Here is a 13,249-nt window from a genome sequence, read left to right on the forward strand (position 1 = left end):
ATGGCCCAGATGAAGATCGAAGACATCCGCGCGATGAGCCCTGACCAGCAGGATGACGCCATCCTGAACCTGAAGAAGGAGCGCTTCAACCTGCGCTTCCAGCGCGCCACCGGGCAGCTCGAGAACACCTCGCGCCTGCGCGAGGCTCGCCGCGACATCGCCCGCATCAAGACCATCGCCGCGCAGAAGCGCGCGAAAGAGCAGTAAGGGGCTCACGAATATGCCGAAACGTACTTTGCAAGGCGTGGTCGTCAGCGACAAGCAGGCCAAGACCATCGTGGTGCGCGTCGATCGCCGCTTCACGCATCCGATCTACAAGAAGACGATCCGCCGTTCGAAGAACTATCACGCGCACGACGAGAGCAACGAGTTCAAGCCGGGCGACATGGTGTGGATCGAGGAATCGAAGCCGATTTCGAAGTTGAAGCGCTGGGTCGTGATCCGGGGCGAACACAAGAAAAGCGCCTGATCTGTTGGCTTTAGCCGACTGACTTCAGGGAAATGTTGAGCGCCGGCTGGGCTGGCGCAAGAGAGAAGAGGACGAGGTGCATCAATGATTCAGATGCAGACCAACCTCGACGTGGCCGACAATTCTGGCGCACGCCGTGTCATGTGTATCAAGGTGCTCGGAGGCTCCAAGCGCCGCTACGCCACGATCGGCGACATCATCGTCGTCTCGATCAAGGAAGCGATTCCGCGTGGCAAGGTGAAGAAGGGCGACGTGATGAAGGCCGTCGTGGTGCGCGTCCGCAAGGACATCCGCCGCGCCGACGGTTCGGTGATCCGCTTCGACCGCAACGCCGCCGTTCTGATCAACAATCAGTCCGAGCCGGTCGGCACCCGTATCTTCGGGCCCGTGCCGCGCGAGCTGCGCGCCAAGAACCACATGAAGATCATTTCGCTCGCGCCGGAGGTGCTGTGATGGCCGCGAAGATCCGCAAGGGCGACAAGGTCGTCGTGCTGACCGGTCGCGACAAGGGGCGCACCGGCGAAGTGTTCGAAGTGCGTCCCGACGCCGGCACGGCGCTGGTGCGTGGCATCAACGTGGTCAAGCGTCACCAGAAGCAGACGCAGGCCCAGGAGGGCGGCATCATCTCGAAAGAGGCGCCGATCCAACTGTCCAACATCGCGTATGTCGGCAAGGATGGAAAGCCGACCCGCGTCGGATTCAAGATTCTGGCGGACGGCAAGAAGGTCCGCATCGCCAAGAGCTCGGGAGCTGAGATCGATGGCTGAGGCCGCTTACACGCCGCGCCTGCGCGCGGAATACGACGCGAAGATCCGCACGGAGATGACCGAGAAGTTCGGTTATGAGAACGTGATGCAGGTTCCGCGCCTGGACAAGGTCGTGCTGAACATGGGCGTTGGCGATTCCGTCAACGACCGCAAGAAGGCCGAGACCGCCGCCACCGAGCTGACCCAGATCGCCGGCCAGAAGGCGATCGTGACCTATTCGCGTGTCGCGATCGCGACCTTCAAGCTGCGTGAAAACCAGCCGATCGGCTGCAAGGTCACGCTGCGCAAGGCCCGCATGTACGAGTTCATCGATCGCCTGGTGACGGTCGCGCTGCCGCGCGTTCGCGACTTCCGCGGCCTGAACCCGAAGAGCTTCGACGGCCGCGGCAACTACTCGCTCGGCATCAAGGAACACATCATTTTCCCCGAGATCGACTTCGACAAGGTCACGGAAGCCCGCGGTATGGACATCACCGTCTGCACCACGGCCAAGACCGACGAAGAGGCGAGGGCCTTGTTGACCGCTTTCAATTTCCCGTTCCGGCAGTGAGACGCTGACCTAAAGCCTCTCAAACGCGGATACCCAGGAGCCAAGCATGGCAAAGAAGAGTTCAATCGAGAAGAACAACCGGCGCAAGCGGATGACGAAGAACGCCGCTCCGAAGCGCGCGCGGTTGAAGGCGATCATCGCCGACAAGACGCTGCCGATGGAGGAGCGGTTCGCCGCCACCCTGAAGCTCGCGGAAATGCCGCGCAACTCGTCGGCGACCCGCATCCGTCTGCGCTGCGAGCTGTCGGGCCGTTCGCGCTCGAACTACCGCAAGACCAAACTGTCCCGCATCGCGATGCGCGACCTTGGCTCCAAGGGCATGGTCCCGGGCCTCGTGAAGTCCAGCTGGTAAGGAGGGTCGTTTAGATGTCTACGCACGATCCAATCAGCGATCTGATCACCCGTATCCGCAACGCGCAGATGCGCTCCAAGAGCAAGGTCTCGACGCCTGGTTCTAAGATGCGCGAGAACGTCCTCGAAGTGCTGAAGTCCGAGGGCTATATCCGCGGTTACGCCACGCTCGAGCATTCCTCGGGCCGCAGCGAGATCGAGATCGAGCTGAAGTATTTCGACGGCGAGCCCGTCATCCGCGAGATCGAACGTGTTTCCAAGCCCGGGCGTCGCGTCTACGCCTCGGTGAAGAACCTGCCGCGGGTCAACAACGGGCTCGGCATTTCGGTGTTGTCGACGCCGAAGGGAATCATGGCCGACCACAGTGCGCGTGAAGCGAACGTGGGCGGTGAAGTTCTCTTCACGGTGTTCTGAGAAGGATTTTTGATCCATGTCACGAGTTGGCAAAAGGCCCGTTCCGGTTCCGTCGGGTGTGACCGCGACCGTCGATGGGCAGACCGTCAAGATGAAGGGGCCGAAGGGCCAGCTTCAGTTCGTCGTCCATGACGACGTCGAGGTGAAGCTCGAGAACGGCCAGGTCAAGGTGAACCCGCGGGTCGAGACCAATCGCGCGCAAGCGCTGTATGGTACCGCTCGCGCCCAGGTCGCGAATCTGGTCGAAGGTGTCACCAAGGGCTTCGAGAAGAAGCTCGAGATCACCGGCGTCGGCTATCGCGCCGCGTTGCAGGGCAAAAACCTGCAGCTCGCGCTCGGTTACAGCCACGACGTGGTCTACGCGATCCCGGAAGGGATCACGATCACCGTGCCGAAGCCGACCGAGATCACGGTGACCGGCAGCGACATCCAGCGCGTCGGCCAGGTCGCCGCCGAGATTCGCTCCTATCGTCCGCCGGAGCCCTACAAGGGCAAGGGCGTGAAGTATGTTGGCGAATTCATCTTCCGCAAGGAAGGCAAGAAGAAGTAACGGAGCCGGTCATGTCGAAAGCCAAGGTTACGAATGCCCGGCGCAAGCGGAGTGTGCGGCTGAAGCTGCGCCGCTCCGGTGGCGGCCGTCCGCGTCTGTCTGTGTTCCGCTCGTCCAAGCACATCTACGCCCAGGTCATCGACGACCTGAAGGGCGAGACGCTGGCCTCTGCCTCTTCGCTCGAGAAGTCGATGCGCGACGGCGGCAAGACCGGCGCCGACATCGATGCTGCGAAGGCGGTCGGTAAGCTGCTGGCTGAGCGCGCCGCCGAGAAGGGCGTCAAGGAAGTCGTGTTCGATCGCGGCAGCTACCTCTATCACGGGCGCGTCAAGGCTCTTGCCGACGCGGCGCGTGAGAGCGGGCTGAGCTTCTAACAGAATTTGAGGATTGAGGCGTAAGCCTCTGAAGGATTGGAAAAATGGCAGAACGCGAACAACGTGGTGGACGCGATCAACGCGGCGGACGTGACCGCCAGCAGCGCGAGGAGCGTGACAGCGAGTTCGTCGACAAGCTGGTCCACATCAACCGCGTGGCCAAGGTCGTCAAGGGCGGCAAGCGCTTTGGTTTCGCAGCGCTGGTCGTGATCGGCGATCAGAAGGGCCGCGCCGGCTTCGGTCACGGCAAGGCTCGCGAAGTGCCTGAAGCGATCCGCAAGGCCACCGAGTCCGCCAAGCGTAACCTGACGCGCGTTTCGCTGCGCGAGGGCCGTACGCTCCATCACGACATCGCCGGCCGTCATGGCGCGGGTCGTGTCTACCTGCGTGCAGCTCCGGCCGGTACCGGCATCATCGCGGGCGGCCCGATGCGCGCCGTGTTCGAGACGCTCGGCGTCCAGGACGTGGTGGCGAAGTCGATCGGCTCGTCGAACCCGTACAACATGGTTCGCGCCACCTTCGACGCGCTGAAGCATCAGGATTCGCCGCGTTCGGTCGCAGCCCGCCGCAACATCAAGGTGTCCACCCTCCAGTCCCGTCGCATCGGCGGTGACGCCGAGGCGGCTGCCGACTAACGGAAGCTTTCGGAGTAGACCATGATGGCCAAGGCCGCAAAGACGATCAAGCTCGAGCAGACCGGCAGCGCGATCCGCCGCCATCACTCGCAGCGTTCGACGCTGATCGGACTCAAGCTCAACAAGATCGGTCGCACCAGCGAACTGCCGGACACCCCGGCCGTCCGCGGCATGATCGAGAAGGTTCACCATCTCGTTCGCATCGTCAACGAGAAGTAAGACAGAGCGCGTGGTCCCGAAGACCGGTGATCGGTTCTCGGCAGAGATCATGCGCAAGAAACAAGGAGCAGGGCGATGAAGCTCAGCGATATCGCCGACAATGCCGGCTCGCGCAAGAAGCGTATGCGTGTCGGCCGCGGCATCGGTTCGGGCAAGGGCAAGCAGTCCGGCCGCGGCGGCAAGGGCCAGACCGCGCGTTCGGGCGTGCGCATCAAGGGTTTCGAAGGCGGCCAGATGCCGTTGCATCGCCGTCTGCCCAAGCGCGGCTTCACCAACATCTTCCGCGTCGAGTTCGCCGAGATTAACCTCGACCGGCTCCAGGATGCGGTCGATGCGAAGAAGATCGACGCCGGCAGCGTCGTGAACGTCGAGGCCCTGGTGAAGGGCGGCGTGCTGCGTCGTGCCAAGGGCGGCCTGCGGCTGCTCGGCCGCGGCGAGCTCAAGTCCAAGCTCAACATCGAAGTCCACGGTGCCACCAAGGCCGCGATCGAAGCGGTCGAGAAGGCTGGCGGCTCGGTGAAGATCCTCGCCCCTGCCAAGGAAGAAGGCGAGGCGGCGTAACAACTGCGTCATTGGCCCGCGGCTCGCGGGCCTTTACGCATGCGGGACGTGGACTTATCGAAGCCGAGCCCCAGATAATGTCCGGCGTCCGCACCAGTAGCCCGGCCGCGGGCATGACGGCGCAATAGGCGGCGGGAGAAAGTCCAAGATGGCCTCTGCAGCGGAACAACTTGCAGCAAATCTCAATTTCGGTGCGTTTGCCAAGGCTGACGAACTGAAGAAGCGCATCTGGTTCACCCTGGGTGCGCTGCTGGTTTATCGGCTCGGGACCTACATTCCGCTGCCCGGCATCGATCCCAACATCTGGGAGCAGGTGTTCCGCTCCCAGGCGGGCGGCATCCTCGGCATGTTCAACATGTTCGCCGGCGGCGGCATCCACCGCATGGCGATCTTTGCGCTGAACATCATGCCGTACATCTCGGCCTCGATCATCATCCAGCTTCTGACCACCGTCTCGCCGCAGCTCGAGGCGCTGAAGAAGGAAGGCGAGGCCGGCCGTAAGCTGCTGAACCAGTACACCCGCTATCTCACGGTCATCCTGGCCGCGTTCCAGTCCTACGGCATCGCAGTGGGTCTCGAGGGCGCCGGTAACGTCGTCAGCGACCCCGGCATGTTCTTCCGCCTTTCGACCGCGATCACGCTGACCGGCGGCACCATGTTCCTGATGTGGCTGGGCGAGCAGATCACCTCGCGCGGCATCGGCAACGGCATTTCGCTGATCATTCTCTCCGGCATCGTCGCCGAGCTGCCCGCGGCGCTCGCCAACATGCTCGAGCTCGGCCGTCAGGGCGCGATGTCGACCGGCCTGATCCTGGTCGTCATCATCATGGCGGTCGCCGTGATCGCCTTCATCGTGTTCGTGGAGCGCGCCCAGCGCCGGCTTCTGATCCAGTATCCGAAGCGCCAGGTCGGCAACAAGATGTTCGAGGGCCAGTCCTCGCATCTGCCGCTCAAGCTCAACACCTCGGGCGTGATCCCGCCGATCTTCGCGTCCTCCCTGTTGCTGCTGCCGACCACGGTGGCCAACTTCAACGCGGGCAGCGGACCGGAATGGTTCCAGTGGATCACGACGCAGCTCGGCCACGGCCGTCCGCTGTTCCTGATCATGTATCTCGCGCTGATCGTGTTCTTCGCGTTCTTCTACACCGCGATCGTGTTCAACCCGACCGAGACCGCGGACAATCTGAAGAAGCACGGCGGCTTCATTCCGGGCATCCGCCCGGGTGAGCGCACCGCGGAATACATCGACTACGTGCTGTCGCGCATCACCGTGCTCGGCGCGATCTATCTCGCGATCGTCTGCTTGATCCCCGAGATCCTGATCTCCTACGCCTCGGTGCCGTTCTACTTCGGCGGCACTTCGCTGCTGATCGTCGTCAGCGTCACCATGGATACGGTGGCACAGGTGCAGGGCTATCTGCTGGCCCATCAGTACGAAGGCCTGATCCGGAAGTCGAAGCTGCGCGGCCGCCGCCGCTAAGCGCGGCGTCCTGTCCGGCTTCCGACTCACAAGCGCCGATTCGCCGCGCACATGGCTGCGCGGCTTCCGCGAGGTGCGTGGACCTACCGTTCGGTCGCATCGGCAGAACTGCTCCGACTGCGACGCAATCACTGATTTCAAAGGGGTTCTTGGCGGCAGGGCATTTGCTCCCCTATGATATGGGTGGCAGTGCGGAGCCGATTGTGATTTGCACTGTTGTCGAACTTCAAACACAGGTGCGCGACGTATCGCTCACCAATCCGGGGGGCGTACGCCGATGAGAATTATACTTCTGGGACCGCCGGGATCGGGCAAGGGGACCCAGGCGCAGCTGATGGTGCAGCGCTATGGTATCGTCCAGCTCTCGACCGGCGAGATGTTGCGCGCGGCCGTCGCGGCGGGAACGCCGGTCGGCCTCAAGGCCAAGGAGATCATGGCCAGCGGTGGCCTCGTGCCCGACGACGTCGTAGTCGGAATCATCTCCGAGCGCATCGACCAGCCGGATGCCAGAAACGGTTTCATTCTCGACGGCTTTCCGCGCACCGTACCGCAGGCCGAAGCGCTGGATCAGCTGCTCAAGCAGAAGCATCTCAAGCTCGACGCCGTGATCGAGCTTCGCGTCAACGAGAGTGCGCTGCTGAGCCGCGTCGAGACTCGCGTGGCCCAGATGCGGGAGCGCGGGGAGGAGATCCGGGCCGACGACACTCCGGAGGTCCTGACCAAGCGTTTGGCCAGCTACCGTAGCCAGACAGAACCGCTGATTCACTACTACTCGGAGCGGCGGAAGCTCTCGACCATCGACGGCATGATGGCGATCGACGAGGTCACCGGTGCTATCCACCGCCAGCTCGTGGCGCTTGGGGCGACCGAGCCCAAGGTCCGCGCCAAGAGCGCTGCCAGGGCAGCGCCCGCCAAGAAGGGTACGAAGCAGAGCGCCGCAAAGGCCAAAACGGCCAAGAAAGCGGCGAGAACGGCCAAAAAGCCCGCAAAATCTGCCAAGAAGGCCGCCAGGAAGGCCGTGAAGGGCGCGAAGAAGGCGGCCAAGACGACCGTCAAGAAGGCCGCGAAAAAGGCTGCCAAGAAGGCCCCGAAGAAGTCCGTCAAAAAGGGTGCCAAAAAGGCCGCAAAAAAGGTCACGAAAAAGCGAGCTAAGCGCTAGCAGCGGTTGACGAAAGCCCCCTGAATCCCCTAATAAGCCCCGCATCCAAGTCGGATAGTTTCAAACGATGCCGGGCCCCAGGAAGACCAGGGGTGGGCGTCGTGTTCGCGTTTGTGAACACCTGCCCGAGAAACCAAGCACTTAAAGACCGGTTCCTGACGAGGAATCGGCAACAGGAGAGAGAGCCGTGGCCCGTATTGCCGGCGTGAACATTCCGACCAACAAGCGCGTGCTCATCGCGCTCCAGTACATCCATGGCATCGGCCAGAAGATTGCCTGTGAGATCCTCGAAAAGGTGAAAATCCCCGAGGATCGTCGCGTCAATCAGCTCAGCGACGCCGAAGTGCTCCAGATCCGCGAAGTGATCGACCGCGACTATCTCGTCGAGGGCGATCTGCGTCGTGAGGTCGGCATCAACATCAAGCGTCTGATGGACCTCGGCTGCTATCGCGGCCTGCGCCATCGTCGCGGCCTGCCGGTGCGCGGTCAGCGGACCCACACCAATGCGCGCACGCGCAAGGGGCCGGCCAAGGCCATCGCCGGCAAGAAGAAGTAAGTTTTCGAATCAAGATCGCGGCGTGTGGCGAATCGGGATGACCCTTCGCCACGCGCCTTTCGTTCCACAGGTGTAGCCGCTGGCATTACGGCGGCGTTCGAGATCTCCAGGAAAGGTACTCAATGGGTAAGGAAGCCACCCGCGTTCGCCGTCGTGAACGCAAGAACATCGCCTCCGGCGTTGCTCACGTGAACTCCTCGTTCAACAACACGACCATCACCATCACCGATGCGCAGGGCAATACGATTGCCTGGTCTTCCGCCGGCACGATGGGCTTCAAGGGCTCGCGCAAGTCGACCCCGTACGCCGCGCAGGTTGCCGCCGAGGACGTGTCGAAGAAGGCGCAGGAGCACGGCATGCGTACGCTGGAAGTCGAAGTCGCCGGTCCCGGTTCGGGCCGCGAGTCGGCGCTCCGCGCGCTGCAGGCCGCGGGCTTCACCGTAACCTCGATCCGCGACGTGACCACGATCCCGCACAACGGTTGCCGTCCCCGCAAGCGTCGGCGCGTTTGATACCTTGTTTGCGGGCGCATCGGCGCCCGCGATGACTTTTGCAAGAAGCCGCAGGTGCGACCTGCGGACTTTCTCCAACGCCAGTGTCTGCAACGGCAGTTCGACTGGCCTGTATGGGTGAAACAGTGACGATCCAGAAAAATTGGCAAGAACTGATTCGGCCGAACAAGCTCCAGATTCAGCCTGGCAGCGACCCTCAGCGTTTCGCGACGATCGTCGCCGAGCCGCTCGAGCGCGGCTTCGGCCAGACCCTCGGCAACGCGCTGCGCCGCATCCTGCTCTCCTCGCTCCAGGGCGCGGCGGTGCAGTCGGTGCACATCGACGGCGTGCTGCACGAGTTCTCCTCGATCGCGGGCGTCCGTGAGGACGTCACCGACATCGTGCTCAACATCAAGGACATCTCGATCAAGATGCAGGGCGAAGGCCCCAAGCGCATGGTCGTGAAGAAGTCCGGCCCGGGCGTCGTCACCGCCGGCGACATCCAGACCGTCGGCGACGTGGTGGTGCTCAACCCCGACCTGCAGATCTGCACGCTCGACGAGGGCGCCGAGATCCGCATGGAGTTCACCGTCGCCACCGGCAAGGGCTACGTGCCCGCCGAGCGCAACCGTCCCGAGGACGCGCCGATCGGCCTGATCCCGGTCGACAGCCTGTACTCGCCGGTCCGCAAGGTCTCGTACAAGGTCGAGAACACCCGTGAGGGCCAGATCCTCGACTACGACAAGCTGACCATGACGATCGAGACCAACGGCGCGCTGACGCCGGATGATTCGGTGGCTTACGCCGCCCGCATCCTGCAGGATCAGCTCAACGTGTTCGTCAACTTCGAAGAGCCGCGCAAGGAAGTCGCCCAGGAGATCATCCCGGACCTCGCCTTCAACCCGGCCTTCCTCAAGAAGGTGGACGAACTCGAGCTGTCGGTGCGTTCGGCCAACTGCTTGAAGAACGACAACATCGTCTACATCGGCGACCTCGTGCAGAAGTCGGAAGCCGAAATGCTCCGCACTCCGAACTTCGGCCGCAAGTCGCTGAACGAAATCAAGGAAGTGCTGGCCCAGATGGGTCTGCATCTCGGCATGGAAGTGCCGGGCTGGCCGCCGGAAAACATCGACGAGCTCGCCAAGCGCTTCGAGGATCACTACTGATCTGAACTCACAACAAGCGAAAGCGCGACTTCATCGCGCTTTCGCGGGCGAACGCAGGCAGCCCACCTGAGCAACAAGTCCGACGAACCGTCGCGACGAAAGCAATCTAGGGAATACCAAAATGCGTCACGGCAAGGTTCATCGTAAGCTCAACCGCACCGCCGAGCATCGCCGCGCGATGTTCGCCAACATGTGCGCCGCGCTGATCAAGCATGAGCAGATCGTCACCACGCTCCCCAAGGCGAAGGAACTGCGCCCGATCGTGGAGAAGCTGGTCACCCTCGGCAAGAAGGGCGGGCTGGCCATGCGCCGCCAGGCCATCTCCGAGATGCGCGACAAGGACCAGGTCAAGAAGCTGTTCGATACTCTGGCGCCCCGCTACAAGGACCGTCAGGGTGGCTACACCCGCATCATCAAGGCCGGCTTCCGCTACGGCGACAACGCCGCGATGGCTGTGATCGAGTTCGTCGATCGCGACGTCGATGCCAAGGGCCAGGACTCGGGTCCGGTGCAGGAGAAGGAAGCCGAGGCGGCGTAAGCCGGCCGGTCTCTCAGATTTCAGAAAGCGGCGCCCTTTGGGCGCCGCTTTTTTGTATGGCCCGGCGATATCTCATGCCACGCATTGCGGTCGCTCTCATCTCTTCCATTCATCGTTTGGACGTCACCGGCGATCCAGTGGCCGGCCCCTGCGGCTGGGGCGAGGCGGAAATCAAACGTGCGATTCCGCAAGGCATCGCGCGCGACGGGCACAAGCTCAAGCCGCCGATGGCCTATGCTGCCTGCGCCACCATGACGGCGCAGGATCTCGATGCCATCGTCGTCTTTCTCCGGACGCTGCCGGAGCGCTGACGGAAGATGGGCAAGGACGCGCTCTTCGCGCGTCGTGCCAATCGTTCGGTACGCGCGTCGCGTTGGAGTGGTGAGCACGCTGCGCTTGGCCCGTTCCACAGGCTCACGCCTGGGTGATGGGTGATTGAAGCCGTTGAACGGCGCACGATATCCGCTTCAACATCAATGGAGACGACGTATGAACATCGACCTTTCCGGAAAGACCGCCCTCGTGACCGGCTCGACCGCCGGCATCGGCCACGCCATCGCCAAGGGCCTTGCCGCCTCGGGCGCAGGCGTCGTGATCAACGGGCGCGGCCAGGACAAGGTCGACGCGGCCGTGCGCAAGCTGGAAGGGACGGGCGCCAAGGTCCGCGGCATCGCCGCCGACGTCTCGACCGCTTCGGGCTGCAAGGCGCTGGTCGCGGCGCTGCCGGAGGTCGACATCCTCATCAACAACGCCGGCATCTTCGAGCCGAAGGACTTTTTCGACATTCCGGACGAGGACTGGACTCGCTTCTTCGAGGTCAACGTGATGAGCGGCGTGCGGCTGTCGCGCGCGTACATGCAGGGCATGCTCAAGCGCAATTGGGGCCGCATCGTCTTCATCTCCTCGGAGTCCGGGCTCAACATTCCCGTCGAGATGATCCACTACGGCATGAGCAAGACAGCCCAGCTCTCGGTCGCGCGCGGCCTTGCGCAGCTTACCCGCGGCACCGGCGTCACCGTCAATTCCGTGCTGCCGGGACCGACCATGTCGGAGGGCGTCGAGACCTTCGTGAAGGATCTCGCCAAGCAGAATGGGCAATCTGTCGACGAAGCCGCGGCCAATTTCGTCAAGCAGCATCGCCCGAGCTCGCTGATCCAGCGCTTCGCCAGTGTCGAGGAGATCGCCAACATGGTGGTCTATGTCGCCTCGAAGGAAGCATCCGCGACCAACGGCGCGGCGCTGCGGGCGGAAGGCGGCATCGTCAATACGATTGCCTGAGGAGGCACGCGTGCTGGCCTATGTGATCTCCGAAGTCGAGGTGCGCGACGGGGAAGCGATGGAGGCCTATCGCGCGCTCGCGGCAACGACCATCGCGGAATATGGCGGCCGCTATCTGGCGCGCGGCGGCGCGGCTGAAGTGGTGGAGGGCGGCCCTCCGCCCAAGACCATCATCATCGTCGAATTTCCGTCGATGGCGCGGGCGCGGGAATGGTACGCTTCGGCCGAATATGCCGAAGCGCTGAAGCTGCGGCGAACGGCACTGGAGCGCCGGCTGATGTTCGTCGAGGGCGTGGTTTCGGCCTGACTGGTCTGCTCGCTTGTGGCTTTTATTTGCGGCGTGACCCGCTAATGATCGGCTTCATGATCACGCTCAGGTCTTTTCGCAACAAGCGGCGGTTGAAGATCACATCCGCCCGATGGCAACGGCGGGCGATTTTCCTGTTGGGTGGAATTGTCGTTGGCGCTGCGGCGGTGGCTCTGGCGCAACTGGCCGATCTCGCCCAGCAGGCCTTCCGCCTGCTGCTTGGGCAGTCGCGCTATGCCGCCCTGCTGGTGACGCCGCTCGGCTTCGCGCTGTCAGCCTATCTCACCATCCGGCTGTTTCCCGGCGCCCAGGGCAGTGGAATTCCCCAGGCCATCGCCGCTCGGCACCTGAACGATCAGGCGGCGCGGGAGCGGCTCGTGTCCATGCGGATTGCCGCTGGCAAGATGATCCTGACCCTGTTTGGATTGCTGTGCGGGGCTTCTGTCGGGCGGGAAGGACCCACCGTGCAGGTCGGTGCCTCCGTGATGTTCGCGATCGGCCGGGTGTCGCCGCGACGTCAACCCGGATTGATCCTGGCCGGAGCGGCGGCAGGCGTTGCCGCGGCATTCAATACCCCGCTGGCAGGTATCGTATTCGGGATCGAGGAGATGAGCCGCGCCTTCGAGACGCGCACCAGCAGTCTCATCATTGCCGCGGTCATCGCGGCAGGCCTGACCTCATTGGCGTTGATGGGCAACTACACCTATTTCGGCAGCAGTGCGACGTCGCTTGCGCGCGGCGTCGATTGGCTGGCGGTTCCCTTTTGCGGCGTGGTTGGCGGGGTCGTTGGCGGCCTGTTCAGTCGAACCATCATCACCATGTCGCGCGGACTTCCCAGCCCCGTGGGGCACGCAATCAAGGCGCACCCGCTGTGGTTCGCGTTTGCTTGCGGCCTTGCAGCTGCAATCTGCGGACTGATTTCCGGCGATACCATCTATGGCACCGGCTACGAGCAGGTGAAGGCATCGCTGGAGCATGCCTCGCCTCTGCCGCAGGATTTTGGAGTTCTCAAATTCCTCGCGACCACCTTCGCCGCGATCAGCGGCATACCCGGCGGCATCTTCTCACCTTCGCTGGCCATCGGCGCCGGCCTCGGCAGCAACGTCGCGCTGCTCTTCCAGGATGCGCCGCTCGGCGCGATCATGTTGCTCGGCATGGTGTCCTATTTTGCCGGTGTCGTGCAGGCGCCGATTACGGCCTTCGTGATCGTGACCGAGATGACCGACAACACGGCATGGTGGTGCCGCTGATGACGGCGGCGCTGATCGCGCACTTTGTCTCGCGATTGATCTGCGAAGAGGGCATCTATCACGCCCTTGCCAAGGGTTTCGTGGAGCGGGCGACGCGTCCGCCGGAAGCGAAGGCGCCGCCGGTCTCGAGCTAA

At 63.2% G+C, this 13,249-nt stretch carries 21 protein-coding genes and 1 pseudogene; all 22 read left to right on the forward strand.

Annotated elements, in window-relative coordinates:
• The 22 genes and pseudogenes from rpmC to FNV92_RS14600 all read left to right on the forward strand — a co-directional run bounded on the left by rpmC (nucleotide 1) and on the right by FNV92_RS14600 (nucleotide 13,249).
• Nucleotides 1–207 carry a 50S ribosomal protein L29 gene (gene rpmC, locus FNV92_RS14495; RefSeq protein ID WP_041748846.1) on the forward strand — a complete coding sequence of 69 codons (207 nt, stop codon included), beginning with the start codon at nucleotides 1–3 and terminating at the stop codon, nucleotides 205–207.
• 13 nt (nucleotides 208–220) lie between these two features.
• Entirely contained in the window at nucleotides 221–469 is a 249-nt protein-coding gene (rpsQ, locus tag FNV92_RS14500; RefSeq protein WP_007603028.1) for a 30S ribosomal protein S17, read from the forward strand.
• An 84-nt stretch (nucleotides 470–553) separates the two neighbouring features.
• Entirely contained in the window at nucleotides 554–922 is a 369-nt protein-coding gene (rplN, locus tag FNV92_RS14505) for a 50S ribosomal protein L14 (protein WP_007603030.1), read from the forward strand.
• On the forward strand, nucleotides 922–1,236 hold the full coding sequence (gene rplX / locus FNV92_RS14510; protein ID WP_008549245.1) for a 50S ribosomal protein L24: 315 nt from the start codon (nucleotides 922–924) through the stop codon (nucleotides 1,234–1,236). The genes rplN and rplX overlap by 1 nt, the downstream gene beginning before the upstream one ends.
• Nucleotides 1,229–1,786: a 50S ribosomal protein L5 gene (gene rplE / locus FNV92_RS14515; RefSeq protein WP_015685405.1), complete on the forward strand. Its 558-nt coding sequence runs from the start codon at nucleotides 1,229–1,231 to the stop codon at nucleotides 1,784–1,786. Before rplX ends, rplE begins: the two co-directional genes overlap by 8 nt.
• A gap of 46 nt (nucleotides 1,787–1,832) precedes the next feature.
• A complete protein-coding gene (gene rpsN, locus FNV92_RS14520; RefSeq protein WP_015685406.1) occupies nucleotides 1,833–2,138 on the forward strand; it encodes a 30S ribosomal protein S14 in 306 nt (101 codons plus the stop codon).
• Between the two features lie 14 nt (nucleotides 2,139–2,152).
• Entirely contained in the window at nucleotides 2,153–2,551 is a 399-nt protein-coding gene (rpsH, locus tag FNV92_RS14525; protein WP_015685407.1) for a 30S ribosomal protein S8, read from the forward strand.
• Between the two features lie 16 nt (nucleotides 2,552–2,567).
• Nucleotides 2,568–3,101 (forward strand): 50S ribosomal protein L6, encoded by a 534-nt coding sequence (gene rplF / locus FNV92_RS14530; protein WP_015685408.1) that lies wholly within the window; start codon nucleotides 2,568–2,570, stop codon nucleotides 3,099–3,101.
• An 11-nt stretch (nucleotides 3,102–3,112) separates the two neighbouring features.
• On the forward strand, nucleotides 3,113–3,475 hold the full coding sequence (gene rplR / locus FNV92_RS14535; protein ID WP_007603036.1) for a 50S ribosomal protein L18: 363 nt from the start codon (nucleotides 3,113–3,115) through the stop codon (nucleotides 3,473–3,475).
• A gap of 44 nt (nucleotides 3,476–3,519) precedes the next feature.
• On the forward strand, nucleotides 3,520–4,110 hold the full coding sequence (gene rpsE, locus FNV92_RS14540; RefSeq protein ID WP_015685409.1) for a 30S ribosomal protein S5: 591 nt from the start codon (nucleotides 3,520–3,522) through the stop codon (nucleotides 4,108–4,110).
• A 24-nt stretch (nucleotides 4,111–4,134) separates the two neighbouring features.
• Complete coding sequence (gene rpmD, locus FNV92_RS14545; RefSeq protein ID WP_143846316.1) at nucleotides 4,135–4,329, forward strand: 50S ribosomal protein L30; 195 nt, start codon at nucleotides 4,135–4,137, stop codon at nucleotides 4,327–4,329.
• Nucleotides 4,330–4,404: 75 nt separating this feature from the next.
• Complete coding sequence (gene rplO, locus FNV92_RS14550) at nucleotides 4,405–4,890, forward strand: 50S ribosomal protein L15 (RefSeq protein ID WP_015685411.1); 486 nt, start codon at nucleotides 4,405–4,407, stop codon at nucleotides 4,888–4,890.
• Between the two features lie 148 nt (nucleotides 4,891–5,038).
• A complete protein-coding gene (gene secY / locus FNV92_RS14555; RefSeq protein WP_015685412.1) occupies nucleotides 5,039–6,370 on the forward strand; it encodes a preprotein translocase subunit SecY in 1,332 nt (443 codons plus the stop codon).
• 277 nt (nucleotides 6,371–6,647) lie between these two features.
• Complete coding sequence (locus FNV92_RS14560; protein ID WP_143845919.1) at nucleotides 6,648–7,529, forward strand: adenylate kinase; 882 nt, start codon at nucleotides 6,648–6,650, stop codon at nucleotides 7,527–7,529.
• Nucleotides 7,530–7,716: 187 nt separating this feature from the next.
• A complete protein-coding gene (rpsM, locus tag FNV92_RS14565) occupies nucleotides 7,717–8,085 on the forward strand; it encodes a 30S ribosomal protein S13 (RefSeq protein WP_143845918.1) in 369 nt (122 codons plus the stop codon).
• A gap of 122 nt (nucleotides 8,086–8,207) precedes the next feature.
• Nucleotides 8,208–8,597: a 30S ribosomal protein S11 gene (gene rpsK, locus FNV92_RS14570; RefSeq protein ID WP_007603045.1), complete on the forward strand. Its 390-nt coding sequence runs from the start codon at nucleotides 8,208–8,210 to the stop codon at nucleotides 8,595–8,597.
• 113 nt (nucleotides 8,598–8,710) lie between these two features.
• Entirely contained in the window at nucleotides 8,711–9,742 is a 1,032-nt protein-coding gene (locus FNV92_RS14575) for a DNA-directed RNA polymerase subunit alpha (RefSeq protein WP_015685414.1), read from the forward strand.
• 121 nt (nucleotides 9,743–9,863) lie between these two features.
• The gene (gene rplQ, locus FNV92_RS14580; RefSeq protein WP_015685415.1) at nucleotides 9,864–10,280 is read left to right on the forward strand and encodes a 50S ribosomal protein L17; all 417 of its coding nucleotides are present in this window, start codon (nucleotides 9,864–9,866) and stop codon (nucleotides 10,278–10,280) included.
• A gap of 74 nt (nucleotides 10,281–10,354) precedes the next feature.
• Nucleotides 10,355–10,591, forward strand: a complete 237-nt coding sequence (locus FNV92_RS14585) for a hypothetical protein (protein ID WP_244623695.1) — start codon at nucleotides 10,355–10,357, stop codon at nucleotides 10,589–10,591.
• A gap of 178 nt (nucleotides 10,592–10,769) precedes the next feature.
• Entirely contained in the window at nucleotides 10,770–11,558 is a 789-nt protein-coding gene (locus tag FNV92_RS14590; protein WP_143845917.1) for an SDR family NAD(P)-dependent oxidoreductase, read from the forward strand.
• Between the two features lie 10 nt (nucleotides 11,559–11,568).
• A complete protein-coding gene (locus tag FNV92_RS14595) occupies nucleotides 11,569–11,865 on the forward strand; it encodes a DUF1330 domain-containing protein (protein ID WP_168213716.1) in 297 nt (98 codons plus the stop codon).
• Between the two features lie 44 nt (nucleotides 11,866–11,909).
• Nucleotides 11,910–13,249: pseudogene (locus FNV92_RS14600) on the forward strand (chloride channel protein).

Source organism: Bradyrhizobium cosmicum (genome assembly GCF_007290395.2).
Classification (GTDB): Bacteria; Pseudomonadota; Alphaproteobacteria; order Rhizobiales; family Xanthobacteraceae; genus Bradyrhizobium; species Bradyrhizobium cosmicum.

Bases quoted from the DNA above. Each gene is read 5' to 3' on its own strand.
- FNV92_RS14585 (WP_244623695.1), top strand. From the start codon at position 10,355: ATGCCACGCATTGCGGTCGCTCTCATCTCTTCCATTCATCGTTTGGAC.
- FNV92_RS14575 (WP_015685414.1), top strand. From the start codon at position 8,711: ATGGGTGAAACAGTGACGATCCAGAAAAATTGGCAAGAACTGATTCGG.
- rplR (WP_007603036.1), top strand. From the start codon at position 3,113: ATGTCGAAAGCCAAGGTTACGAATGCCCGGCGCAAGCGGAGTGTGCGG.
- rplX (WP_008549245.1), top strand. From the start codon at position 922: ATGGCCGCGAAGATCCGCAAGGGCGACAAGGTCGTCGTGCTGACCGGT.
- rplE (WP_015685405.1), top strand. From the start codon at position 1,229: ATGGCTGAGGCCGCTTACACGCCGCGCCTGCGCGCGGAATACGACGCG.
- FNV92_RS14590 (WP_143845917.1), top strand. From the start codon at position 10,770: ATGAACATCGACCTTTCCGGAAAGACCGCCCTCGTGACCGGCTCGACC.
- rplN (WP_007603030.1), top strand. From the start codon at position 554: ATGATTCAGATGCAGACCAACCTCGACGTGGCCGACAATTCTGGCGCA.
- rpmD (WP_143846316.1), top strand. From the start codon at position 4,135: ATGGCCAAGGCCGCAAAGACGATCAAGCTCGAGCAGACCGGCAGCGCG.
- rpsH (WP_015685407.1), top strand. From the start codon at position 2,153: ATGTCTACGCACGATCCAATCAGCGATCTGATCACCCGTATCCGCAAC.
- rplF (WP_015685408.1), top strand. From the start codon at position 2,568: ATGTCACGAGTTGGCAAAAGGCCCGTTCCGGTTCCGTCGGGTGTGACC.
- rplQ (WP_015685415.1), top strand. From the start codon at position 9,864: ATGCGTCACGGCAAGGTTCATCGTAAGCTCAACCGCACCGCCGAGCAT.
- rpmC (WP_041748846.1), top strand. From the start codon at position 1: ATGGCCCAGATGAAGATCGAAGACATCCGCGCGATGAGCCCTGACCAG.
- rpsE (WP_015685409.1), top strand. From the start codon at position 3,520: ATGGCAGAACGCGAACAACGTGGTGGACGCGATCAACGCGGCGGACGT.
- secY (WP_015685412.1), top strand. From the start codon at position 5,039: ATGGCCTCTGCAGCGGAACAACTTGCAGCAAATCTCAATTTCGGTGCG.
- FNV92_RS14560 (WP_143845919.1), top strand. From the start codon at position 6,648: ATGAGAATTATACTTCTGGGACCGCCGGGATCGGGCAAGGGGACCCAG.
- rpsK (WP_007603045.1), top strand. From the start codon at position 8,208: ATGGGTAAGGAAGCCACCCGCGTTCGCCGTCGTGAACGCAAGAACATC.
- rplO (WP_015685411.1), top strand. From the start codon at position 4,405: ATGAAGCTCAGCGATATCGCCGACAATGCCGGCTCGCGCAAGAAGCGT.
- rpsN (WP_015685406.1), top strand. From the start codon at position 1,833: ATGGCAAAGAAGAGTTCAATCGAGAAGAACAACCGGCGCAAGCGGATG.
- rpsQ (WP_007603028.1), top strand. From the start codon at position 221: ATGCCGAAACGTACTTTGCAAGGCGTGGTCGTCAGCGACAAGCAGGCC.